Genomic DNA, 23,917 nt, shown 5'->3' with positions numbered 1-23,917 from the left:
TTACTCGATCACGATACGCGGCGCGGGTCTGACCGCGGCGCCGGTGGTGATGGACGTCCAGAGCTGGCGTGCGATGCCGATATAGTGCTTCGCATGAACGCCTTCCGGGTCGGTGGCAACGACCGGACGGCCTTCATCTGATGTCTGGCGTATCGCCATGTCCAGCGGGATTTCGCCGAGAAAGGGGATGCCGCGCTTTTCCGCGTCAAGCCGCGCTCCGCCGTGGCCGAAGATCGGCGTGACATGGTTGCAGGCCGGACAGCAGAAGCTCGCCATGTTCTCGATCAGGCCCAATATCGGGATGTTGACCTTCTTGAACATCTCGATGCCGCGGCGTGCATCGATCAAAGCGATATCTTGCGGCGTTGAAACGATAACCGCACCCGCCAGCGGTGTCTGTTGAGCCATCGTGAGTTGTACGTCGCCGGTACCCGGCGGAAGATCGACGACGAGAATGTCGAGATCGTTCCACGCGACCTCGCGCAGCATCTGCGTGATGGCCGAAATCACCATCGGCCCGCGCCAGACCATGGCGTTGTCTTCCTCGACCAGAAATCCGATCGACATGACTTTAACCCCGAAGCGCTCCAGCGGCTCCAGCATGCGCGGACCGAGCAGACGCGGTTTGCCGCGCAGGCCGAACAGCTTCTGTTGCGACGGGCCATAGATATCGGCGTCGAGAATACCGACTTTCAGTCCGAGCGCCGCGAATCCGAGTGCGAGGTTGCACGAGGTCGTCGATTTGCCGACGCCGCCCTTGCCGGAGGCCACGGCAACGACGTGCTTCACGCCGGGAATGCCCGCGGCCTTCGATGTCGCGGGTGGGTTGGGGGTGGCATGGGTAACTGACAAATTCGATCTCCCGACCGATCGCGCTCGCGGTGCGCCCGGTTCATTGCGATCCGAAAGGATCGTTCTTCTTGCTTTCCCGCGCGCGCAGATAATCCTCGGTGGACATCACGGGCGGTCGGTGCGGTGCGGCGTGGGGATCGAAACTTTCATTGACGACAGCCTCGACCCGGCAGTCCGCGCACATCTTGATGACGTCGAGCCGCCGCGCGTTGGCGCCTTCGAACATCCAGTGCTTTTCCTGCAACTTCGACAGCACGCGCTCGATCGAGCTCCTGGTGCCGAACGGCGTGCCGCAGGCGATGCAATGGAAGGGTTCTTCTTCCTTCAGCACACGCAGTGGTGCATTCCAGGCCTGGAAATCGAGCCGCGGCTCCAGCGTGATCACATCCTCGGGGCAGGTCGCTTCGCACAGCCCGCACTGAACGCAGAGGCTTTCGGTAAAACGTAACATCGCCCGGTCGGGATTGTCGGAAAGCGCGTTGGTCGGGCAGGCGGTGACGCAGGCATGGCAGAGCGTGCAGCCTTCGACATTCAACTGAACGGTGCCGAATGGCGCGCCAGCCGCGAGCGGAACGACATCGACCGGAGCAGGGGCCGCGAGATGCAGTTCCCGGAACATGGTTTCCAGCACGCCGCGCTTGGCGCCGCGCGGAATGAGGCTCGCGGGATTCGATGAAGCAACGCCACGCGGCATCGCGTCGAGCATCGCGCGCAACTGATCGGGATCGTCGGTTTCCAGAATGCGGACAAGGCCGTCGCCGAAGCCGAGCGCAGCGGCGATCGTCCCTGACATATCGGCGGCGCGCCGCAGTCCGGCCGTTTCGTGCCTTGGCTGTGCGCGCATCAGCAGCGCGGCGCCTGTGCCGCCATAGGCGAAGACCGCTGCGAGGGATTCCGGTCCGAGTTGCGTGACTTCGTTGACGCGAACCGGGAGCACATTGGCCGGCAAGCCGTCGCCAAATCGCGCCAACGCGTCGATCAGCGGTTCGCCGTGGTCGCCGTCATGAAAGAGCACGACCGCCTGTTCGCCGCCCGCCTTGCGATAGGTTTGCAGCAATGTGCGCAAGCGGCGCATCAGCGCATCGGCGCTTGGCAGGGAATAGGATGCCGCTCCGGTCGGGCAGGCCGATGCGCATGACCCGCAGCCGGCGCATATGTTGGGATCGATCGCGACGGCATTCCCGTTCGGTGTGATCGCGCCGGTTGGGCACAGATCGAGGCAGCGCGTGCAGCCTGTGATGTTCGACCGAGAATGCGCGCAGAGTGATTCTTCGAAGTGTATGAAGCGCGGTTTGTCGAACGTGCCGACAAGGTTGCCGGCTTCCGCAATCGCGCGCTCGACGGCGGCGCGGTCGCGCGGATCTGCGCGCAGATAGCCGGGCCGCAGTTCGTGCGCCGGAAACAGCGGCAGGCCGCCGCTGAGATCGAGAATCAGATCGCAGGCCGACGTTGCGCCATCGCGCGCAGCGCCGAACACGAGCCTGCTTCGCGAGGAAGGTGCCGGCAAAGCGTAATCGTCGATGGCGAGCTCAAAATTTCCGAGATATCCGCGCGCATTGCGGATCGTGCCTTTCAGCACCGGAAACTCATTGACCGCACGGGGCGTGATATCGCCGGGTTTGGTGAGAATGACGGTGATGTCGAGCCGGTCAGCAAGACGCCTGGCCGCGTCGATGGCAACGTCATCATGGCCATAGATCAGCGCGACACCACCGCTTTCCAGTGTGACCAGCGAAATCGGCGGCATTTCTTCAGAAGCAGCGGCGATCAGCGCCGCGGCTTTCGGCCCAGCCGCCGCGGCATCCTTCGACCATCCGCCGGTTTCGCGGATGTTCACGAAGGTAAGGGGAATGTCGGGAAATTCCTCAGCGACTTCCTTGAACAGCGGCGCTTCCTGCGTACACGCGACCGTGATCGCTTGGCCTTCCGCGAGCGCCGCCTTGAACTGGGCGAGGTCCAGACCGCAGAGCTGGTTGGCCTGTGTCATGTGCGCCGCGCACCCGCGCCCGATTGCCTGCGCATCGAGCGGCATGCTCTTTTCGCAACTGCAAACCAGAAGGCGGGACTTTGCGCTGTTCATGATCTGCAACCTTGACCCTTGGCGTCTGCTCAGAGTGGCTATTTCAACCATATGGTGCCGTGGTAACGGCTCGCGCAAGCGCCCGGCCGCTTGACCGGAATAGCATAGACTGCCCAAATACAAAGAGCTTAGGGAAATTTTCTACGATGATGGTTTCGCGTCACGCACAAGCGGAACAGCCGCTCGATCTGCCTCCGGGGTACACGCTCGTATCGCTTCGCGAGTATGGCGACGCGTTTGCGCACGGCTGCACTATTGCAGCCGAAGCTGGCGCGGGAACATTGGTCTGGGTCCGGCGCTACGACCTGGTCGAGTTCGCCGTCGTGCTCGAGCCGGACCAGCCGCTGACGTCGGCGCGCCGTGCCTTCTTTGCCGGGATGAATGCGATCGGGGACGCCATCGCGGTGCATTGCCCGCCGGAGCGGGAGGTGCAGTTCACATGGCCGGACACCATCCTGTTCGATGGCGGTGTGCTGGGTGGCGGGCGGCTTGGCTGGCCGAAGGACTGCCGCGAGGATGAAATTCCGGAGTGGCTTGTGTTCGGCGTCATTCTGCGCGCCGCCGACATGGCGCATGTCGAGGAAACCGTTGCGGCAGGCGGCGTTGCCCTGCTCAACGAAGGGTTCGAAATGGTCGAGACCGAGGCGATCGTCGGCAGTTTCGCTCGCCATTTCATGGCGGCGTTCGACCGGTGGAACGAGCGGGGCTTTGAGCCGATTGCGCGCGATTATCTGGAGCGGCTTACGCCGCACGCGGCCGGCCAGAGGCGCGGAATCGACGTCAATGGCGATCTGCTTCTCAGTACCTCCGCGAAAAATCCGCCAGAGCGCGACAGCCTGCTCGATGGGCTGGCCAGGGTCGCATGGTATGATCCCGAATACCGCGCCCCGAAACTTGGGTGAGGCGGACATGCTGAAATTGCCGCGCACCATCAGGCTCGATCCCTCGGACACATTCGTGTTCGAGCGTGCCGCCGAGCCCGGCGAATGGGCAGTATCCGGTGCGTTCGTATTCTGGGACAGCGATCCCGCGACCCTCGGACAGAAACAACGGGTTGCTCTGCGGTCCGGTTTTCTCGGAATCGAGAGTCTGGGCTGGTCGACGCTTGCGGTCGTGACCGAGGCATCCGAGGCCGTGCGGGAAGGCGTGATCGATCGGCTTGCGGAGCAATTGATGGCGAAGTTCGGCGCACCGAACATCGAGGCCGCGCGCTCTGCCGCTGAAGAAGAAGTCGCGTTTGCGGCTTCGCTGTGTGACCACGAGCCACAAACGTTGCTGGCGGTCGCCCGGAGCGTTGAGAATGGAGAAATCCGCGAGCGCTTTCGGACGTTGAAGCCACGCGCGACCGAACCGGGCGGGGATCGATTGCACAGCCATGCACGCGCCTTTACCTTTCATGAGGTCGAAGGCGACGAACCCGCCGAGGAAGTCGATCTTCTTGGACTCACAAAGACGGACCGGACATGAGAGAATTCTGGGTTGCTTCAGGCCATCATCTTACGCGCCGGGCCGATCATGGCGGGCTGATTGCGACGCCGGAATTGATCATGGCGTATCTGGCGCGGCCGGAACTAATGCCGCCCGACGATGCCTGCGACGCTGAACGTGATCTGCACGCGAGTCTGCTCGCAGACCCGCTCCGCCCAGTATCGAAAGCCGATATTGCCGCACTCGCCGACGCTGACGCGCGCGAAAACTGGACGTTCATGACGGCGTTTCGCGATCGGCTGATGGCGGCGCCATCGCTTGAGGCCGTGTATGTGGCACTCGCGCGTAAGGGGGCCGGCGATCTGCCGCCGATCTTTCTCTCGCAACTGTGTCACCTGATCCTGCGTAACGCACTTGAAGGCTGCGACGATCCGTATGTGCTGCGCGCGGCCGAATTGTTCTATCGGAGCCAGAAAGCAACGGTTCACAATGGCGCACTGCTGCTTGCTGATGCCGAAGTCGTCGAGGCGCAGCATCATGCACAGCATGATCTTTATACCTCTCCGTTGACCGCCATGCTCCAGCCGCAGGCCTTCGGCGAGATGGACGTCATGGATGACGAAAATGCGTGGACCTATTGGTCGCGATCCGACGCGCATGCGATGGTCATGAATCTTGGCGGCAATCCGAAAGCGCGCGATGCGCTCTGCCGGGTCATCGAACGCTGGATCGCCCATCTTCTGGGTGTCGCTGTGAAGGTGGAGCCTGTCGCCTCGATCGAAGATCGCGACTGGCGCTGGTTCGTCGGGCTCGACAGCGAGGGAACCCGGATCGGTAACGCGCTATGGAATGGAGATACGCCCGGCGCAGATGCCGCCGAGCGGATCGTGGCGCTGATGCGTATGACATTTGAGGATTCGCGGTTCGTGGATGAACGCGTCGGCAACAAGCCGGTTTATCTCATTCTGGCGATGGGCGCGGACAAGGTGGTGCGCCTGAAGCCGCAGAACCTCGTTGCGGGATTGCCGCTTGCGCCAGCGGCGAATGTTGCGTGATTCACCGGTAACGGGAGGTTCAGATATGACCGAAGCGTCCCGTGAAGTCGGCGTGGTCTTGCGTCGCCGCGCGATCGACAATCCATGGATCGACCATATGTGGTCGCCCGTCTCCATTCTCGAGACTGTGCCCGCGACCGCGCCCTGGACGGTGTTGTCGCAGGAGGCCGATGCGACGCTATACTACGCTGGGGCTGCATTTATCGATCTGTTCAGCGCAGAGACGGCCAATTACCGAGACAATCTTGTCGATGGGTCGCCGCAGATATGGGTCGCGCTGCGGCGTCAGGACGGCGGACCGGAACTCGAATTGACCAAGGTCACCGCCGATCCGACTGAAGGTGAGGCGATGTTCGAAAGTGGCACCGACGTGATCGGCACCGTACCGATGCCACCGGATATCGCGGCGTGGATCGCGGCTTTCGTCGATGAGTTTCACGTCGAGCAGGTGTTCCACAAGCGTAAACGTGATCAGGCAAATGTTAATCGCAGGCGCGGCGGCGATCCATCCGGGGAGCGGAAAGGCGGCGCATGAGTAAGAACGAGAAGGATACCGAGAAGAGTTTCCTTTCACGCTGGTCGCAACGCAAACAGGATGCGAAGCAGCCAGAGACTGATGGCACGGCTGAAGGATCGGCCAAAGAGGGCGATGCTGCACCCGCGCCAGTTGTTGAAGGCGATGCCGAGGAGTTTGATCTCTCAAGCTTGCCGAAGCTGGAAGAGATTACGGAAACCACCGATATAACCGGCTTCCTGCGCAAGGGTGTGCCCGAAAGTTTGCGAAACGCAGCCTTGCGAAAATCCTGGGCGCTGGATCCCGCGATCCGCAATTATGTCAATCCGGCGCTGGACTATGCGTATGACTGGAACACGCCGGGCGGTGTGCCTGGAAACAGCGAGATCGCGGCCGGCACTGATATTGCGAAAATGGTTTTGCAGATCATGGGCGGGGAATCATCCAGCGCTCAGCAATCCTCGGATACCCTGCCTCATAGTGACGCACCCGCCGCCGCGAGCGATGATTCGGGTATTGCGCTGCAAAATTCAGAAGCTGATCTACCACTCCAACAGGTGAGAGTGTCTGCCCCGTCCTCGACCACAACGCCTGTTGCCGCTGATTTCAAGCAAACTGAGCAGGACCGGATTGAGATTGCGCAAGCTGTCGACGAAACCAGTTCTAATGCGTCGCAACATCAGGTGCGGCGGCATGGTTCTGCAAAACCAAGGATTTAGACAAAAGTTTTTGAGGCATAGGACGAACCTATGTTACTAATTGGAACTAGAATAATTCCAGTTAACCAGATGCCTGATTTGAAGGCGCGGTGGGGGGAACTCGGTTCGTACCATGCGGGATTCGGGACTAGAGCAGGCCATCAAGGCAGCAGGCGGCGTCGCCTCCCTGGCGAGGGCCATTGGAATTGCACAGCCTTCGGTTTCGGCATGGTCGCGTATTCCGGCTGAGAGAGTCCTCGCCGTTGAGTCTCTGACACAGGTTCCCCGTTTCGTTCTCCGCCCCGACCTCTACGGATCAGCCGGGGAGCATATGCCAGCGAAATCAGACATCGACGAAATCGATCAACTTCGCGCCGCGGAGTACGGCTTGCTGTCGCTGCTGCTGGGCAAAGCGCCGACCGCAGACACATTGTCCAAGGTCGCGATGCTCAAAGGCGACGCGTCCGATCTCGGCATGGCGCATATCGAACTCGCCGCAGCGGCGGCGCAGTTCGACGAGCGTGTGGTCGCCAAGGAATTTTTCGATCTGTTCATCGGACTGGGGCGAGGGGAACTGCTTCCCTACGCCTCTTATTATCTGACGGGCTTCCTGCACGAGCGGCCGCTCGCGCGCGTCCGTGAAGATTTCGACGTCCTGGGAATTGAGCGCGCTGGACCAGCGCGTGAGCCGGAAGATCACATCGCAATTCTGCTCGAGGTGATGGCTGGTCTTGCGCGCGGCGACTTCGATACGGACTTCGCATCGCAGGCGCGGTTCTTCGAGCGGCATCTGAAGCCATGGGCCGCGCGGATGTTCGCCGATCTTGAGATTTCGCAATCGGTCAAGTTCTATCGCGCTGTCGGGCGCGTCGGCCGCATCTTCATGGAACTGGAATCAGAGGCTTTCACACTGTCCGAGTGACGTGAGAGCTGAACTGGAAAATTGACTGGAAGGAGACCGCGATGAGCAAACCGTCCAAGAGCAAGGCATCTCCAGAGGCGCCGCAGGATGCGAAGGGCCTAGATCGTCGCCGCTTCTTCATGATGGGCGGATCCGTCGTCGCTGCGGCCGCTACTGCTGTGCCGCTGGCAACCGAGGCGGAGGCGGACGAGTCGCAGGCCGAGCGCGTCAAGGCTCGTTACAAAGCCGATTCGCCAGACGTCAAAAACTACTATCGCGTCAACCGTTATTGATGGAAGCACGCACATGCTGATCAAGAGAAAAGAAGGAATCGCCGGCCGTGCACGCTTGCAGGGCATTGCCGCGGGCCTCGCATCCGGTGTTCTCGATCGCCGAACCTTCCTGCGCCGCTCAGGCCTCGTTGCGGGCGCTGGCGCAGCTATCGGATTGATGCCACTCGGATCGGTGCGCAAGGCGCAGGCCGGACCGAAAATCGTCGGTGCGCCGACGGAGGTCAAAAAGAACATCTGTACGCATTGTTCGGTCGGATGCACGGTCATCGCGGAAGTGCAGAACGGCGTTTGGGTCGGTCAGGAGCCGGGTTGGGATAGTCCGATCAATCGCGGATCGCACTGCGCAAAAGGTGCGTCGGTGCGCGAGCTGGTGCACGGCGACCGCCGCCTGAAGTATCCGATGAAGCTGGTCAACGGCGAGTGGCAGAAGATCGAATGGGATCAGGCCATCAACGAGATCGGCGACAAGATGCTTGAGATACGCACCAAGTCCGGCGCCGACTCGGTCTATCTGCTTGGTTCGGCGAAGTTCTCCAACGAAGGCGGTTATCTGTTCCGCAAGTTCGCGGCGTTCTGGGGCACCAATTCGATCGACCACCAGGCGCGCATCTGTCACTCGACCACGGTCGCGGGTGTTGCAAACACCTGGGGCTACGGCGCGATGACGAACTCCTACAACGATATCCGCAACTCGAAGACGATCGTCTTCATGGGATCGAATGCCGCCGAAGCGCATCCGGTTTCGCTTCAGCACATTCTGACGGGCAAGGAAATCAACCGCGCCAACGTCTTCGTGCTCGATCCGCGCTTCACGCGCACGGCTGCACATGCGACCGAGTACGTGCGCTTCCGCTCCGGCACCGACATCGCGGTGATCTGGGGCATGCTGCACCATATCTTCAACAACGGCTGGGAAGACAAGCAGTTCATCGCCCAGCGCGTTTACGGCATGGATCAGATCCGTGCCGAAGTCGCCAAATGGACGCCGGAAGAGGTCGAGCGCGTCAGCGGTATTCCCGGCGAGCAATTGAAGAAGGTCGCCGAGACATTCGCCAAACAGAAGCCGTCTACGTTCATCTGGTGCATGGGCGGCACGCAGCACACCGTAGGCACCGCCAACGTCCGCGCTTATTGCAATCTTTTGCTCGCGACCGGAAACGTCGGCTCTTACGGGACCGGCGCAAACATCTTCCGCGGCCACTGCAACGTGCAGGGCGCGACCGATATCGGCCTCGATATCACGTCGTTGCCACTCTATTACGGTCTCGTCGAAGGCGCATGGAAGCATTGGGCCCGCGTCTGGGACGTCGATTACGATTACTTGCAGGCGCGTTTCGACGAAGTGCCGGCAAAGGCCGGCCGTCCGGCCCGCACACGCAAGCAGAATATGGAATTGCCGGGCATCCCGTGGACCCGATGGTTCGATGCGACGCTTGCCAAACCGGATGACGTCGATCAGCGGGATACCGTGAAGGGCGTGGTCATCATGGGACATGGTGGCAACACCATCCCGCGCATGACCGAAATGGTAAAAGGCCTTGAAGCGCTCGAATTGCTCGTGGTCGCCGATCCGCACCCGACGACGTTCTCCGCGATCTCGGAACGCAAGAACGGCACATACCTGCTGCCGGCCTGTACGCAGTTCGAGACATCGGGCTCACGCACAGCGTCCAACCGTTCGCTGCAGTGGGGTGAGCAGATCGTCAAGCCGATCTTCGAGTCGAAGGATGACTACGAGATTATCTATCGGCTTTCGAAGAAGCTTGGCTTCGCCGATCTGATGTTCAAGAACATCAAGGTGGAGAACAACCGCCCGGTTCCGGAAGACATTCTGCGCGAAATCAATCGTGGCGGCTTCTCGACCGGTTATTCCGGCCAGTCGCCGGAACGGCTGAAAGCGCACATGAAGAACCAGGGCAAATTCGACCTGGTCACGCTGCGCGCCAAGAAAGACGAGCCCGAGGTCGGCGGCGACTATTACGGCCTGCCGTGGCCGTGCTGGGGCACGCCCCAGATCAAGCACCCGGGAACGCATACTCTCTACAACACGAACCTTCATGTGAAGGATGGTGGCGGCACATTCCGTGCGCGCTTCGGTGTGGTGTACGAAGAGAAGCAACCCGATGGTTCGGTGAAGAACGTCAATCTTCTGGCCGAAGGCTCCTATAGCCTGGGCTCGGAGTTGACCGATGGTTATCCCGAATTCACCTATGGCGTGCTGAAGAAGCTCGGCTGGGACAAGGATCTCACAGAGGCCGAACTCGCCACCATCAACAAGATCGGCGGCAACAATCCGGACGGTGTGGGCTGGGCGGTCGATCTGTCCGGCGGCATCATCCGCGTCACGCTGGAGCATGGCGTGATGGCTTATGGCAACGGCAAGGCCCGCGCGGTGGCGTGGAATCTGCCGGACCCGGTGCCGGTTCACCGCGAACCGATCTACACGGCGCGGCCTGAGCTGGTGGCGAAGTATCCGACGCGGCCTGACGGACGTCAGTTCCGCATGGCCAACCTCGGCTTCTCGATTCAGAAAGCGGCAGTGGATAAGGGACTTGCCAAGCAATTCCCGATCATCCTCACCTCCGGACGCCTCGTGGAATACGAAGGCGGCGGCGAAGAAACGCGGTCGAACCGCTGGCTCGCCGAATTGCAGCAGGACATGTTCGTCGAAGTGAACACGTCCGACGCGGCCGAGCGCGGCATCAAGGACGGCGGTTGGGTCTGGGTTACCGGACCGGAAAACGGATCGAAGGCGCGCATGAAGGCGCTCGTCACAGATCGCGTCGGCAAGGGCGTGGCGTTCATGCCCTTCCACTTCTCCGGCTGGTTCCAGGGCGTCGATCAGCGCTCGAAATATCCGAAGGGTGCGGATCCGATCGTGCTCGGCGAGAGCGTGAATACGATCACATCCTACGGCTACGACCCGGTCACAGGTATGCACGAGGGCAAGGTGACCCTGTGCCAGATTCAAACGGCGTGAGAGGAGAATAAACGATGGCTCGCGTCAAATTTCTTTGTGATGCCGACCGCTGCATTGAGTGCAACGCCTGCGTAACCGCCTGCAAGAACGAGCATGAAGTGCCTTGGGGCATCAATCGCCGGCGCGTCGTCACCATCAATGACGGCAAACCCGGTGAGCGCTCGGTGTCCATGGCCTGCATGCATTGCACCGACGCACCTTGCGCCGCGGTCTGCCCGGTGTCGTGCTTCTACACCACGGCGGACGGCGTAGTGCTCCACTCGAAGGATCTCTGCATCGGCTGCGGATATTGCTTCTACGCGTGCCCGTTCGGCGCGCCTCAGTATCCAAAGGTCGGAAACTTCGGCTCGCGCGGCAAGATGGACAAGTGCACCTACTGTGCGGGAGGTCCGGAAGCCGATAACTCGCCGGCCGAATACGCCAAGTACGGCGCCAACCGTCTTGCTCAGGGCAAGCTGCCGATCTGCGCCGAGATGTGCTCGACCAAATCTTTGCTGGCCGGCGATGGCGCCATCATTGCCGAGATCTACAAGGAGCGCGTGATGAAGCGCGGCTACGGTTCGGGCATGTGGGGCTGGAAGACAGCTTATAGCGACTCGCCGACAGGTTAGGGCGCAGCGCCGAAGGCCTTACCGGCCTTCGGACAAGGTGTCCGAAGTTGTTCTTGATTGAAAACTGGAAGGTCGTGCCGATGTCGATCTCGCTCTCAACCCTTAAGGCCGTATGTGCCGCCGTCGCGGTGCTGTTTGTGCTGGCTCAGCCAGCCGCCGCGCAGCTATCGTTCAAGCCCACCGCCGACGCTGTGCATGAAGACCAGCTTCTCAAGGCGCTGAAGGAAGGCGACAAAATTACCGGGCGGATCACCATTCCTGATCCGATGGCAAGGAGTCTGATTCAGCCCGCCGGAAAGGATTGGCGGGATTTCCAGCGCCACACGCTTCCTGTTATTGGCGGCGTTGCCATCCTCGGCATGCTCGCGCTGCTCACGATCTTTCTCATGGTGCGCGGCCGCATCCGGGTGGAACATGGTTTGTCCGGCATCAAAATTCTTCGCTTTGCTAGCTTCGAGCGGTTCACCCATTGGCTGACGGCGAGCTGCTTCATCATTCTGGCGCTGTCGGGCCTGAATATCAGCTTCGGCCGCATACTGATCCTTCCGATATTCGGCGCGGAAGCATTCTCCACGCTGACCGCGTGGGGCAAGATCGCGCATAACTATCTCGCATTCCCGTTCATGCTTGGCCTCGTGATCATGTTCCTGATCTGGGTCAAGGATAACATCCCGGGGAAGCTCGATCTCGTGTGGATCAGGAAGGGCGGGGGCATGCTCAAGAACGGCGAGCACCCGCCGGCAAAGCGCTTCAATGCCGGCCAGAAGGGCATCTTCTGGATGGTCATTATCGGCGGCTTGCTGATGTCGGTATCGGGCTGGTTTATGCTGTTTCCGTACATCCCCGCTAATGTGACTGCATTGCAGTTCTGGACGGTGATTCATGCGATCATCGCCGTGTTGTTTATCGCGGGCATTATGGCGCACATTTACATCGGCACGGTCGGTATGGAAGGCGCGTTCGACGCTATGGGCACCGGCGAGGTGGACCTCAACTGGGCCAAGGAGCATCACTCGCTCTGGGTTGAGGAAGAGCAGGCCAAGGGCCGCGCCCCTGACACCGGCAGCCCGCGGGCCATGCCGGCCGAATAATTCCATCTATCGATAAGGCTCATACCTATATAAAGGACTGTCCGGCGTGGCCGGGCAGTCCTTTTGAGTTTCGGAGCAGTGTATGAAGGTGATTGGTCTTTCGGGATGGAGCGGCGCGGGCAAGACGACCCTGCTGACCCGCTTGATTCCGCACCTTATTGCTGAGGGCCTGCGTGTCTCGACAATGAAGCACGCCCATAGCAACTTCGACGTCGACATTCCCGGCAAGGATTCGTGGCAGCATCGGCACGCAGGTGCAACCGAAGTGCTGATTTCCTCGGGCCGCCGCTGGGCATTGATGCATGAGCTGCGGGGCGCGCCCGAGCAGCCACTGGCTGAGTTGCTCTCCAAGATGTCACGCGTTGATTTGCTGATCGTCGAAGGCTTCAAGGCTGACCGGCATCCCAAGATCGAAGTGCACCGCGCCGCGAATGGCAAACCGCTGATGTTTCCCAAAGACCCGACTATCGTCGGCATCGCAGCCGATATCGCGGTAAATACGGCTCTGCCGTCCGCGCATCTCGATGACATTCCGGCTGTCTCGCGCATCATGCGGGCGGCCGCGGTGCGAATCGAGGATGTGCTCGCCCATGAGGCTGCGGGAGCCTGATCGCCGATGGCACAACTCTCGGACGACTGCTTCGCGTTCGGCGGCCCGATGATGTCGGTTGATGAGGCTATCTCGACGATCGCGAGTCGCGTCGAGGCCGTGACAGACACCGAATGGGTCGATCTGAGTGAGGCCGACGGCCGAATTCTCAGCGCCGACATTAAAGCGCCGCTGGCGCTGCCGCCATTCACCAATTCCGCCGTCGATGGCTATGCCGTGCGCAGCGCCGATTTGCCGCGCGACAAGGAGCAATCGTTTCCGGTGTCCGGCCGCATCCAGGCTGGATCGTCAACCTCTGGCGCAATAGCAGCGGGACAGGCAATCCGCATTTTCACAGGCGCACCGATGCCTGTGGGCGCGGACACTGTGTTCATGCAGGAAGATGTGCGTCTCGACCAGGCGGGCAAGGTTGTGCTGCCGCCGGGCCTCAAGGCTGGAGCGAACGTGCGGCCTGTGGGCGAGGACATCGCCGAAGGTCATGCCGCGTTGCCTGCGGGCCGGCGGCTGCGTCCCCAGGACATCGCGCTCATCGCAGCGTTTGGATTGACGCGCGTCGAGGTGAGGCGGCGGCTGCGGGTCGCTGTGTTTTCGACCGGCAACGAAGTGGTTTCGCCCGGTGCTCCGCGCGCCGCCGCGCAGTTGTTCGATTCCAACCGCTTCATGCTGACTGCCCTGTTGAAGCGGCTCGGCTGCGAAGTCAGCGATCTTGGCATTCTGCGTGACGACCGCGCGTCTCTTGCCGCGGCGCTGAAAGACGCTTCAATCCGTCACGACCTGATCCTTACCTCGGGCGGCGTGTCCACGGGGGAGGAGGATCACGTCAAGGCCGCCGTCGAGAGCGTCGGTACGCTGGTGCTGTGGCGGATGGCGATCAAGCCGGGGCGCCCGGTTGCGATGGGGGTCATCGGCGGCACGCCGTTTATCGGATTGCCGGGGAATCCTGTGGCGAGCTTTGTGACGTTTACTTACGTCGTTCGTCCGACAGTTCTGGCGCTTGCCGGAACAGCACAGAAAAGTCCGGTGCCGATGCCCGTGCGCTCTGCCTTTACCTACGCCAAGAAAACCGGACGCCGGGAATATGTCCGGGTCAGCCTGCGCATGGCGGACGATGGCGTCCTAGAGGCGGTGAAATTTCCGCGTGAAGGAGCGGGGCTACTTTCGTCGCTGGTCGATACCGATGGGCTCGTTCAACTCGGCGAAGAGGTCACGTCAATAAAGCCCGGCCAGACCGTGGGTTTTCTGGATTACGGGAGTCTGATTTAGGCGCTCAGCTCGGCCCGATCAGATTATGGCCGGGATCGCCGACGCGCGCTCCGCTCGTCGTGAACGCGACGTAGCCGGGCTCCTGAAACTTGTTGAGGAGCATCGACACCGCAGCGGCGGAGATCCCTGCGAAAACCAATGCGACGATAAAGATTTTCATGACGTTCCCCAGCAAATCAATTGTTCTGGCTGCATTTTGTGCCCGGGAACCGGGCAAAGCAAGCTGCCTGTTGTCGCGCTTTCGTCGCACTCAGGATCAAGCAAAACTGCAATAAACCCGCACAAAATGATGCGCTGCAAGAAATGGCGTTCGTGATCGTTGACGCTGGATTGAGTGTCCGCCATTGAGAAGCATGACCATGACCAAGCTCGATCTGACAGGGCTCAAATGCCCGCTGCCGGTGCTAAAGACGCGGAAGGCGCTAAGGGGCCTAACCGCAGGCGACCGGTTGGAGGTGCATTGTACTGATCCGCTCTCTGTCATCGACATTCCTAACCTGATCCGGGAAACCGGTGATCGCGTGGAGATCATCGAACGCGCCGAAAAGCGCATTGTGTTCATGATTGAAAAGACGGATGGGGCGGTCGCTTGAGCGAACTCACCCCGTGGCCGGTGGAAATCCGGCTTGCCAAGGACAAGCGCTCGCTGAGCATTGCGTTCGACGACGGAAAAACCTTCAGCCTGTCTGCCGAATTGCTTCGTGTGACCAGCCCGTCCGCGGAGGTGCAGGGGCACTCGGAGGCGGAGCGGAAAACGGTCGGCGGCAAGCGCAACGTTGCCATTCTCTCCGTCGATCCCGTCGGAAACTATGCAGTGCGAATCGGTTTCGACGACATGCACGGCACCGGGATCTACTCCTGGGCCTTTCTGCGTGATCTTGGGGCCAACGCCGATCTGCGCCTCCAGAGTTATCTCGACGATCTGGCCGCCAAAGGTCTGGATCGGGATAAGCCCGGTATCCGCTGAGACACGGGCCGGATGAGCCTGTTGGCAGCACCGGTTTCGCTCGGCTCCCGACCACCGCTACCTGAACTCGATTTCATATTGCCAGGGATGCCGATGATCGGCGGCTATAACGCGCGTTACGATTCCTGAATGCAACTATCTGGTCCTTGAATAGAATAATTATTGGCATACTGAATGCCAGAAGCTATCGTTCGGGCTCGAAACACCGGAAATGAGATATTCGAATGAGCCATAACGTCCTGAAAGTTCAGCCATTCGATCATCCTGGCGAGGGCAGGCGGCGGGCCAAGGCGACCCCGAAGGGCCGCCAGATCGACCCGACCGCGGCGCACGAAATCGAGCTTTTGCTGGGGGACCGGCCGAGGCGGCGCGATCTCCTGATCGAGCACCTCCATCTCATTCAGGACAAGTACCATCAGATTTCCGCAGCGCATCTTGCCGCTCTCGCGGATGAGATGAAGCTGGCTTTCTCGGAGGTGTTCGAGACCGTGACCTTCTACGCCCACTTCGACGTCGTCAAAGAAGGCCAGCCCGATCTTCCGCCGCTGACGATCCGGGTCTGCGATTCTCTTACTTGCGCGATGATGGGCGCGGAGACGCTGCTGGGCGAATTGAAGAAGGGTGCGGGTCCCGGCGTGCGCGTCGTGCGTGCGCCGTGCGTCGGTCGCTGCGACACTGCGCCGGCCGCCGAAGTGGGACATCACTTTGTCGACCACGCGAGCGTCGAGAGTGTGCTGGCTGCGGCGAAAGCCGGCGACACCCATGCGCATCTGCCGAAGTACGTCGATTACGACGCCTATGTCGCCAAGGGCGGCTATTCACTTGTGAACAAGCTGCGCTCCGGCGCGATGACGAAAGAAGATTTGCTGAAAGCGCTCGATGACGCCTCGCTGCGCGGGCTTGGCGGAGCGGGCTTTCCGACCGGGCGCAAATGGCGCGCGGTGCTTGGAGAACCGGGTCCGCGGCTGATGGCGATCAACGGCGACGAAGGCGAGCCGGGGACGTTCAAGGATCGCTACTACCTCGAAACCGATCCGCATCGCTTTATTGAAGGCATGCTGATCGGTGCGTATGTCGTCGAGGCACCTGATGTCTACATTTACCTGCGCGACGAGTATCCGGCCTCACGCGAAATCATCGAGCGCGAAATTGAAAAACTGCCGCCGGGTGGTCCCAAGCTGCATCTGCGCCGGGGAGCCGGCGCGTACATCTGCGGCGAAGAATCCGCGCTGCTCGAGAGCATCGAAGGCAAGCGCGGATTGCCACGCCACAAGCCGCCGTATCCGTTCCAGGTTGGTCTGTTCGGTTTGCCGACCCTGATCAACAACATCGAGACGCTGTGGTGGGTGCGTGACATCGTTGAGAAGGGCGCGGACTGGTGGAAGTCGCAGGGCCGTAACGAACGTCAGGGCCTGCGCAGCTATTCCGTCTCGGGCCGGGTGAAAAATCCCGGCATGAAGCTTGCGCCTGCGGGCGTGACGGTGCGTGAACTGATCGATGAATTCTGTGGCGGTATGGCCGATGGCCATAACTTCCACGCCTATCTGCCGGGGGGAGCGTCGGGCGGCATTCTGCCGGCGTCGATGGATAACATCCCGCTCGATTTCGGAACGCTGGAAAAGTACGGCTGCTTCATCGGCTCGGCGGCTGTGGTCATCCTGTCGGACAAGGATCAGGTCAAGGACGCTGCGCTGAACCTGATGCGGTTCTTCGAGGACGAGAGTTGCGGCCAGTGCACGCCATGCCGCGTCGGCACGCAAAAGGCCGCGACGCTGATGGAACAGAAGGTGTGGAACCGTGACCTGCTCGATGAATTGAGTCAGGCGATGCGCGATGCATCGATTTGCGGCCTGGGGCAGGCGGCTTCGAATCCGCTGACCACCGTCATCAAATATTTTCCCGAGGAATTCGCGCCCAAGGAAGCCGCAGAATGACCAAGATTCAATTCGAGCTCGACGGGAAAATGGTCGAGGCCCAGCCGGGCGAGTCTATCTGGCAGGTGGCCAAGCGCGAAGGTACCGAGATTCCGCATCTTTGCTATTCGCCGGAGCCGGATTACCGCGCCGACGGCAACTGTCGCGCCTGCATGGTGGAGATCGAGGGCGAGCGCGTGCTGGCTGCCTCCTGCAAGCGCATGCCCAACGTCGGCATGAAGGTAAAGTCCGCGAGCGCGCGCGCCGTCTCCGCCCGCAAGATGGTGATGGAGCTTCTGGTCGCCGACCAGCCGGCGCGCGAGACATCGCACGATCCCGACTCCAAGTTCTGGAACTGGGCCGACAAGGTCAACGTCACTGAAAGCCGCTTTCCGGCAAACGATCGTTGGTCGAGCGATACAAGCCATCCGGCGATGAGCGTCAATCTCGATGCGTGCATTCAGTGTGGACTTTGCGTGCGCGCCTGCCGCGAGGTTCAGGTCAACGACGTGATCGGCATGGCCTACCGCAACCATGACGCCAAGATCGTGTTCGACTTTGACGATCCGATGGGCGAATCCACCTGCGTCGCTTGTGGCGAATGCGTTCAGGCCTGTCCCACAGGCGCGCTGATGCCCTCGGCGTATCTCGACGCCAACCAGACACGGACGGTTTATCCGGACAAGAAAGTCGATTCCCTCTGTCCGTTCTGCGGCGTTGGCTGTCAGGTCACCTATGAGGTGAAGGACGAGAAGATTGTCTATGCCGAGGGCCGCGATGGTCCAGCCAACCACAACCGGCTTTGCGTCAAGGGCCGCTTCGGCTTCGACTACATTCATCATCCGCACCGCATCACCAAGCCGCTGGTGCGGCTGCCGAATGCCAAGAAGAGTTCGACCGATCAGGTCGATCCCGCCAATCCGTTTACGCATTTTCGCGAAGCGAGTTGGGAAGAGGCGCTCGATATCGCTGCACAGGGTCTGGTGAAGATCCGCGACGAGAAGGGCGTCAAGGCGCTTGCCGGCTTCGGGTCAGCCAAAGGCTCCAACGAGGAAGCCTATCTGTTCCAGAAGCTGGTGCGCACCGGATTCGGTTCGAACAACGTCGATCATTGCACGCGGCTGTGCCATGCCTCGTCAGTCGCAGCGCTGATGGAAGGCTTGAACTCGGGCGCGGTGTCGGCGCCGTTCGCGGCAGCGGCGGATGCCGAAGTCATCATCGTGATCGGCGCTAATCCGACGGTCAATCATCCCGTTGCTGCGACCTTCATCAAGAACGCAGCGAAGAAGGGCGCCAAGCTGATCGTGATGGATCCGCGCCGGCAAACGCTGTCACGCCACGCCACAATGCATCTGCAATTCAAGCCGGGCAGCGATGTCGCGATGCTCAATGCGATGCTGCACACGATCATCACCGAAGGTCTGACCGACGACCAGTACATCGCCGGCTACACCGAGGGATTCGACGACCTCAAGGAGAAGATCAAGGAATTCCCGCCGGAGAAGATGGAGCCGATCTGCGGCGTTCCCGCTGAAACGCTGCGCGAAGTCGCCCGCATGTACGCGACGGCGAAGTCGTCGCTCATTTTCTGGGGCATGGGCATCAGCCAGCATGTCCATGGTACCGATAATGCGCGTTGCCTGATTGCTCTGGCATTGATCACGGGGCAGGTCGGCCGTCCCGGTACGGGCCTTCACCCACTGCGCGGACAGAACAATGTGCAGGGTGCCTCGGACGCGGGTTTGATTCCAATGTTCCTGCCGGACTATCAGCCGGTCGGGCGTACCGATCTGCGTGATCCGTTCGAACATCTGTGGCGGCACGAGATCGATCCGGTGCGCGGGTTGACCGTGGTTGAAATCATGGATGCGATCCATGCCGGTGACATTACCGGCATGTATATCGAGGGTGAAAATCCCGCGATGTCGGATCCGGATTTGCAGCACGCGCGTCAGGCGCTGGCCATGCTCGACCACCTGGTCGTGCAAGACCTGTTCGTGACAGAGACCGCGTTTCATGCCGACGTTATCTTGCCGGCCTCGGCGTTTGCCGAGAAGGTCGGCTCGTTCACCAATACGGACCGCCGCGTGCAGATCGCGCGGCAGGTGGTCAAGCCGCCCGGCGATGCGCGTCAGGATTTGTGGATCATTCAGGAGATCGCAAAGCGGATGGGGCTGGACTGGAATTACAGCGGTCCTGCCGATGTATTCCACGAGATGACGCAGTTGATGCCGTCGCTGAAGAACATCACCTGGGAGCGCCTGGAGCGCGAAGGCGCCGTGACCTATCCGGTCGACGATCCTTTCAAGCCGGGCAACGAGATCATCTTCACCACCGGTTTCCCGACCGAGAGTGGCCGCGGCAAGATCGTGCCGGCGCGCGTAACCGCACCGGACGAAATACCGGACGACGAGTACCCGATGGTGCTCTCCACGGGCCGCGTGCTCGAACACTGGCACACCGGGTCGATGACACGCCGGTCCGGCGTGCTCGACAGCATCGAACCGGAAGCCGTCGCCTTCATGTCGCCAAAGGACATGCGGCGGCTGAACGTGTGGCCGGGAGATTTCATCAAGCTGGAAACGCGCCGCGGCGCCATTGAAGTCAAGGTTCGCTCGGACCGGGATGTGCCGGAGAACATGGTGTTCATGCCGTTCTGCTACGCCGAGGCAGCGGCGAATCTTCTGACCAACCCTGCGCTTGATCCGTTCGGTAAAATTCCGGAGTTTAAGTTCTGCGCCGCGCGAGCGGAACGTGCAGAGGTGCGCACCGCCGCCGAGTGAAACTCCGACGGCACGCACGGGGAGCGACAGGTCTTCCCCGAGCGGGCGCCATCCCTGGCGCCGGCATTGGCTACGGTCTGAATGAGAACTGCGGAGGCCCGAGCTGATGTGCCAGGCCGGGCTGTACCAGTTCGATCCAGTCGCACAGCCGAGAGCGGGTTTCGCGCGGATGGATAAGGTCGTGAACCGAGAAAGCTTCGGCTTTGCGGAAGGGTGATTGCAACGCGGCGAACTGGTCTTCGAGTTCGAGCCGTTTCGCCGCGGGATCGGCCGCCGCCGCAATTTCGTGCCGGAACGCCAGAGCGACACCGCCTTCCACGGGCAACGCGCCGCTTTCGGCCGAAGGCCACGCCAGCACATGACAGCCCGACGGCATATGAGCGTAGTTGGCAAGGCCCATGCTTTTGCGCACCAGCACCGCCATCCAGGGAACGGTGGAGAGTGCGACCGAGATCAGCGCCGAAGCGCCGTGCCGGATGGTGGCGTCGCGCTCTGCATCGGGGCCGATCATGAAGCCAGGCTCATCGACAAAGGTGACGATCGGAAGGTGGAAGGTCTGGCACAGATCGACAAAGCGTCTCAGTTTCTGCGCGCCTGCCGCGGTGAGCGATCCGGCGTTGTGTTTTGGATCGCTCGCAAAGATGCCCACCGCATAGCCTGACAGGCGCGCGAACCCCGTAATCTGCCCCGGTCCGTATTTCTTTCCCATTTCAAAGAAAGAGCCGCGATCGACGATCGCTTCCACCACATGCCGCATGTTGTAGATGCGCTTGCGGTTGGCCGGGATGATATCGGCCAGTTCAGGAGCTTCGCGCGTGACCGGATCATCATGGGTTCCGCGTGGCGTTAACTCCCATACGTTCTGCGGCATATAGGACAGAAACTTTTTGATGGCATCGAAGGCTGCGTTTTCGTCTTCCACCACGTCATCGACGAGACCGCTCTTTTCGTGGACCTGCGCACCGCCGAGTTCTTCCTTGGTCAGCTTGACGCCGAGGGCGCGCTCAACCAGCGCCGGGCCGCCGGTCAGAATTTGCGAGGTCGTTTTCGTCATCACGGTGTAATGCGACGCCGCAAGGCGTCCGGCTGGAAATCCGGCGACTGCCCCAACAGCAGCGCTGGCGACCGGCACTGTTCCCAGGCATCGCGCGATGGATTCGAAACGGCTGCGTTCGTAGACAGCGCCGGGGAGGGTTTGAACTTTCTTGCCCCCGCTGCCGGTGATGCTCGCACCCGAGCCTTCATGAAAACGCACCAGCGGAATCCGGTACTGCAGCGCAAGGTCTTCGGTGTAGATGCTCTTGCGCAGGCCGGCGGCGTTGGGCGATCCCGCGCCCATGGTGAAATCCTCGCCAGCCACCACGCAGTGACGTCCGGCAATCTTGCCGATGCCAAGCACGAAATTGGCTGGCGTGAACGACAGCGTGCCGTCTTCCGCGCGTTCGCCCGATCCTGCTATCGGACCGACCTCTTTCAGGCTGTCCGTGTCGAGGACACGCTCGATCCGCTCGCGGATGGTGAGGCGGCCTTTGTCGTGCTGCTTCCGGACTGCGATCTCGCCGCCTTGCTGAAGCGCCAGCTTGCGCCGCTCGTCGATTTCATCGGTTTTGTCCTGCCACGCTGTCGAACGCATTGTGTTTCTCCCGGACGCGGTTGTGGCTCAGATCTCAAGAACCATGAGCGATTGGCCTTCATCGACCATGTCGTCGATCTGGACGAGAATGGTTTTGACCTTGCCCTTTGCAGGCGAGGCAACCGGAATTTCCATCTTCATGGATTCGATCAGGATAAGATCGTCACCCGCGCTCACCTCGGTGCCGATCTCGGGAAAGGAGATGACCCGGCCCGCCAGTTCCGCGGTTATTGTCTTGTCGGCCATGTACTGACATCCGTCGCGTGTTTTGTTGCGGCCCCGAAAACCCTGTGGGCAATGGGTTTCAGGTTAGTTCCATAAAGGAACCTGTCAAGCGGTCTCCCTGCGAAGCAGCCCTGCGCGGTGAAGCGCATCGGATATTTAAGCGTTTGTGGCTGGTATAGCTTGCAGCCGGTGCTATGAAATGACCGATCAAATCGGCATGGATAGCCGGTGACCGAGGCCGACGCGTGATTGACAGCAGTATCCGATTTTCCGTGGCGCCGATGATGGACTGGACGGACCGGCATTGCCGCGTGTTCCACCGTCTGCTGACGCGGCGTGCCCGGCTCTACACAGAGATGCTGACCACGGGTGCCATTATTCATGGCGATCGCCGGCGCCTGCTGAGCTTCGACGCCAGCGAGCATCCTGTCGCGCTTCAGCTCGGTGGATCCAATCCGCGTGATCTCGCGGAAGCTGCGCGGATCGGCGAAGATTTCGGCTACGACGAGATCAACATGAATGTCGGTTGTCCTTCTGATCGCGTGAAGGGCGGAAATTTCGGCGCGTGCCTGATGGCGGAGCCGCAACTCGTTGCGGAATGCGTCGCCGCCATGAAGCAGGCTGTGAGAATTCCGGTCACTGTGAAGTGCCGCATCGGTATCGATGATCAGGATCCGGAAGTTGCATTGGACACGCTGAGCCGGGCCGTGATCGCGGCAGGCTCGGATGCGCTGGTCGTTCACGCACGAAAGGCATGGCTGAACGGATTGTCGCCGAAAGAGAACCGCGACATCCCGCCGCTCGACTACGACCGGGTCTATCGCCTGAAGGCGGCGTTGCCCGACGTGCCGGTCGTCATCAATGGCGGCATCACCTCGATCGCAGCCGCCAAGCAGCATCTCGATCATGTCGATGGTGCGATGCTTGGACGTGCGGCTTATCAGGAGCCATGGCGGTTGCTGAGTGTCGATCCGGAGCTATTCAGCGAAGCCGCGCAGCACGCGACCATGCATGACGCCATCGAAGCGCTGATGCCGTACGTAGAGCGCGAGCTTGCTGCCGGGACACGGCTGCATTCGATCACGCGGCATCTGGTCGGCGCGTTTCATGGCGTACCGGGTGCACGGGCGTTTCGCCGTTATCTTGCGGAAGTCTGCACGAAGCCGGGCGCGGGTACGGTGTCGCTGCGCGAGGCGCTCAAGATTGTCGAACCGCGTTCCGCAGCGCCGATCGCAGCGTAAGACAGATTTACGGATATCCGCGCAGCATCAGCTTGTCGGGGCGAACTTCCCAGCTTTCCAGCCGGTTGAGGAAGCTCATGCCGAGCAGGTTGGACTTCATCTGGCCGCGCGGCACCACCAGCGCCGGCACCGAGCGTTCCACCAGCTTGCCGACCGACAGACGATCAAGGGTCAGGCGCGCAGCACGCACGCGCCCGCCGGCGGTTTCGACATCCACACTGTAGTCCAGCAGTTCCAGTGGCAGGCCGGCGGCCTTCGCAGTTTCATAGGTCAGGACAACGGATGTGGCGCCGGTGTCGATCACCATCGGCGTGCTGAATCCATTGATCTTCGCGCGCAGCGAAAATTCACCGCTGTCGCTGCGCGCAATTTCAACCGCGCGTGCCGGTCTTGCATTCAGGGTCTGGTCCGTGGCGCGGATCAAGGCGCCCTTCATGCTGGCGAACGCAACAGGATGCGACATCGACAGCAGGAAGCCGACAGACGAGACCACCACGGCGAGGATTGTGAAGGCGCGTATCATGCGGCACCTGCCGCGCTCAGGGATTGTCCTGACGCTCGGGTCGCGGCGCTCGAATCTCCAGACCCGCATCGAGCATGCGCTGATGCAGCGTTGCCATGATGCCGAGCCGCTCGCCGTTGTCCATTTTGTGCCAGCGCGCGATCTCGGGCAGGGTTCGCCCGCAGCCGAGGCATAGCTTGCTCTTCGGATCGATGAAGCAGACGGCGATGCAAGGCGTTTCTTGTTTCATGAACTGTACTGATGGACATTTTCATCG

General features: G+C 61.1%; 23 protein-coding genes and 1 pseudogene. 17 read left to right on the top strand and 7 right to left on the bottom strand.

Annotation, left to right across the window (positions count from 1 at the left end):
* Positions 1-915 (bottom strand): annotated as a pseudogene (locus AC1RM7_RS15505) (Mrp/NBP35 family ATP-binding protein); the annotation flags it as partial.
* Entirely contained in the window at positions 893-2,932 is a 2,040-nt protein-coding gene (locus AC1RM7_RS15500) for a 4Fe-4S binding protein (RefSeq protein WP_024927739.1), read from the bottom strand. The pseudogene AC1RM7_RS15505 and the gene AC1RM7_RS15500, both read right to left, overlap by 23 nt.
* Before the next feature lie 146 nt (positions 2,933-3,078).
* Here AC1RM7_RS15500 and AC1RM7_RS15495 point away from each other — a divergent pair, with 146 nt between their 5' ends.
* The 12 genes from AC1RM7_RS15495 (at position 3,079) to AC1RM7_RS15440 (ending at position 14,376) form a co-directional block, all read left to right on the top strand.
* On the top strand, positions 3,079-3,834 hold the full coding sequence (locus AC1RM7_RS15495; protein ID WP_492839279.1) for a biotin/lipoate--protein ligase family protein: 756 nt from the start codon (positions 3,079-3,081) through the stop codon (positions 3,832-3,834).
* 7 nt (positions 3,835-3,841) lie between these two features.
* On the top strand, positions 3,842-4,399 hold the full coding sequence (locus AC1RM7_RS15490) for a DUF6505 family protein (RefSeq protein WP_024920994.1): 558 nt from the start codon (positions 3,842-3,844) through the stop codon (positions 4,397-4,399).
* Positions 4,396-5,415 carry a DUF6352 family protein gene (locus AC1RM7_RS15485; RefSeq protein ID WP_024920993.1) on the top strand — a complete coding sequence of 340 codons (1,020 nt, stop codon included), beginning with the start codon at positions 4,396-4,398 and terminating at the stop codon, positions 5,413-5,415. The genes AC1RM7_RS15490 and AC1RM7_RS15485 overlap by 4 nt, the downstream gene beginning before the upstream one ends.
* A gap of 25 nt (positions 5,416-5,440) precedes the next feature.
* A complete protein-coding gene (locus AC1RM7_RS15480; RefSeq protein ID WP_006019894.1) occupies positions 5,441-5,950 on the top strand; it encodes a DUF3305 domain-containing protein in 510 nt (169 codons plus the stop codon).
* The gene (locus AC1RM7_RS15475; RefSeq protein ID WP_024920992.1) at positions 5,947-6,648 is read left to right on the top strand and encodes a DUF3306 domain-containing protein; all 702 of its coding nucleotides are present in this window, start codon (positions 5,947-5,949) and stop codon (positions 6,646-6,648) included. The genes AC1RM7_RS15480 and AC1RM7_RS15475 overlap by 4 nt, the downstream gene beginning before the upstream one ends.
* 112 nt (positions 6,649-6,760) lie before the next feature.
* Positions 6,761-7,549, top strand: coding sequence for a Cro/CI family transcriptional regulator (locus tag AC1RM7_RS15470; RefSeq protein ID WP_024920991.1), 789 nt, complete (start codon positions 6,761-6,763; stop codon positions 7,547-7,549).
* A 41-nt stretch (positions 7,550-7,590) separates the two neighbouring features.
* Positions 7,591-7,821 (top strand): hypothetical protein, encoded by a 231-nt coding sequence (locus AC1RM7_RS15465; protein WP_006019897.1) that lies wholly within the window; start codon positions 7,591-7,593, stop codon positions 7,819-7,821.
* 13 nt (positions 7,822-7,834) lie between these two features.
* Positions 7,835-10,801 carry a formate dehydrogenase subunit alpha gene (locus AC1RM7_RS15460; RefSeq protein ID WP_024920990.1) on the top strand — a complete coding sequence of 989 codons (2,967 nt, stop codon included), beginning with the start codon at positions 7,835-7,837 and terminating at the stop codon, positions 10,799-10,801.
* 14 nt (positions 10,802-10,815) lie between these two features.
* Positions 10,816-11,412, top strand: coding sequence for a formate dehydrogenase FDH3 subunit beta (gene fdh3B / locus AC1RM7_RS15455; RefSeq protein WP_006019899.1), 597 nt, complete (start codon positions 10,816-10,818; stop codon positions 11,410-11,412).
* Positions 11,413-11,492: 80 nt separating this feature from the next.
* Positions 11,493-12,503, top strand: coding sequence for a formate dehydrogenase subunit gamma (locus AC1RM7_RS15450; protein WP_024920989.1), 1,011 nt, complete (start codon positions 11,493-11,495; stop codon positions 12,501-12,503).
* A gap of 82 nt (positions 12,504-12,585) precedes the next feature.
* Entirely contained in the window at positions 12,586-13,113 is a 528-nt protein-coding gene (mobB, locus tag AC1RM7_RS15445; protein WP_024920988.1) for a molybdopterin-guanine dinucleotide biosynthesis protein B, read from the top strand.
* Between the two features lie 6 nt (positions 13,114-13,119).
* Positions 13,120-14,376: a molybdopterin molybdotransferase MoeA gene (locus AC1RM7_RS15440; RefSeq protein WP_492839284.1), complete on the top strand. Its 1,257-nt coding sequence runs from the start codon at positions 13,120-13,122 to the stop codon at positions 14,374-14,376.
* A 4-nt stretch (positions 14,377-14,380) separates the two neighbouring features.
* Here the strand turns inward: AC1RM7_RS15440 and AC1RM7_RS15435 are convergent, their stop codons facing one another.
* On the bottom strand, positions 14,381-14,536 hold the full coding sequence (locus AC1RM7_RS15435; RefSeq protein ID WP_006019903.1) for a hypothetical protein: 156 nt from the start codon (positions 14,534-14,536) through the stop codon (positions 14,381-14,383).
* Positions 14,537-14,729: 193 nt separating this feature from the next.
* Here AC1RM7_RS15435 and AC1RM7_RS15430 point away from each other — a divergent pair, with 193 nt between their 5' ends.
* The 4 genes from AC1RM7_RS15430 to fdhF all read left to right on the top strand — a co-directional run bounded on the left by AC1RM7_RS15430 (position 14,730) and on the right by fdhF (position 20,039).
* Positions 14,730-14,969 (top strand): sulfurtransferase TusA family protein, encoded by a 240-nt coding sequence (locus AC1RM7_RS15430; RefSeq protein WP_024920986.1) that lies wholly within the window; start codon positions 14,730-14,732, stop codon positions 14,967-14,969.
* A complete protein-coding gene (locus AC1RM7_RS15425; protein WP_024920985.1) occupies positions 14,966-15,343 on the top strand; it encodes a gamma-butyrobetaine hydroxylase family protein in 378 nt (125 codons plus the stop codon). The genes AC1RM7_RS15430 and AC1RM7_RS15425 overlap by 4 nt, the downstream gene beginning before the upstream one ends.
* 224 nt (positions 15,344-15,567) lie before the next feature.
* On the top strand, positions 15,568-17,277 hold the full coding sequence (locus AC1RM7_RS15420; RefSeq protein WP_024920984.1) for an NADH-ubiquinone oxidoreductase-F iron-sulfur binding region domain-containing protein: 1,710 nt from the start codon (positions 15,568-15,570) through the stop codon (positions 17,275-17,277).
* Entirely contained in the window at positions 17,274-20,039 is a 2,766-nt protein-coding gene (fdhF, locus tag AC1RM7_RS15415; RefSeq protein WP_024920983.1) for a formate dehydrogenase subunit alpha, read from the top strand. Before AC1RM7_RS15420 ends, fdhF begins: the two co-directional genes overlap by 4 nt.
* 70 nt (positions 20,040-20,109) lie before the next feature.
* Here the strand turns inward: fdhF and AC1RM7_RS15410 are convergent, their stop codons facing one another.
* On the bottom strand, positions 20,110-21,672 hold the full coding sequence (locus AC1RM7_RS15410; RefSeq protein WP_024920982.1) for an acyl-CoA carboxylase subunit beta: 1,563 nt from the start codon (positions 21,670-21,672) through the stop codon (positions 20,110-20,112).
* Positions 21,673-21,699: 27 nt separating this feature from the next.
* Positions 21,700-21,918 (bottom strand): acyl-CoA carboxylase biotin carboxyl carrier protein subunit, encoded by a 219-nt coding sequence (locus AC1RM7_RS15405; RefSeq protein WP_024920981.1) that lies wholly within the window; start codon positions 21,916-21,918, stop codon positions 21,700-21,702.
* A gap of 224 nt (positions 21,919-22,142) precedes the next feature.
* On the opposite strand from AC1RM7_RS15405, the gene dusA reads away from it, so the two are divergent.
* Positions 22,143-23,138 carry a tRNA dihydrouridine(20/20a) synthase DusA gene (dusA, locus tag AC1RM7_RS15400; RefSeq protein WP_444826210.1) on the top strand — a complete coding sequence of 332 codons (996 nt, stop codon included), beginning with the start codon at positions 22,143-22,145 and terminating at the stop codon, positions 23,136-23,138.
* 7 nt (positions 23,139-23,145) lie between these two features.
* Here the strand turns inward: dusA and AC1RM7_RS15395 are convergent, their stop codons facing one another.
* Together AC1RM7_RS15395 and AC1RM7_RS15390 are read right to left on the bottom strand one after the other, a co-directional pair.
* Positions 23,146-23,661 (bottom strand): TIGR02281 family clan AA aspartic protease, encoded by a 516-nt coding sequence (locus AC1RM7_RS15395; protein WP_024920979.1) that lies wholly within the window; start codon positions 23,659-23,661, stop codon positions 23,146-23,148.
* A gap of 16 nt (positions 23,662-23,677) precedes the next feature.
* Positions 23,678-23,890 (bottom strand): DUF1289 domain-containing protein, encoded by a 213-nt coding sequence (locus tag AC1RM7_RS15390; protein WP_024920978.1) that lies wholly within the window; start codon positions 23,888-23,890, stop codon positions 23,678-23,680.
* Positions 23,891-23,917: the final 27 nt, after the last annotated feature.

Source organism: Afipia sp. GW822-FHT03D08 (assembly GCF_058801645.1).
Note: the sequence above shows the minus strand (reverse complement) of the source record. Positions and strands in the feature narration are given on the sequence as shown.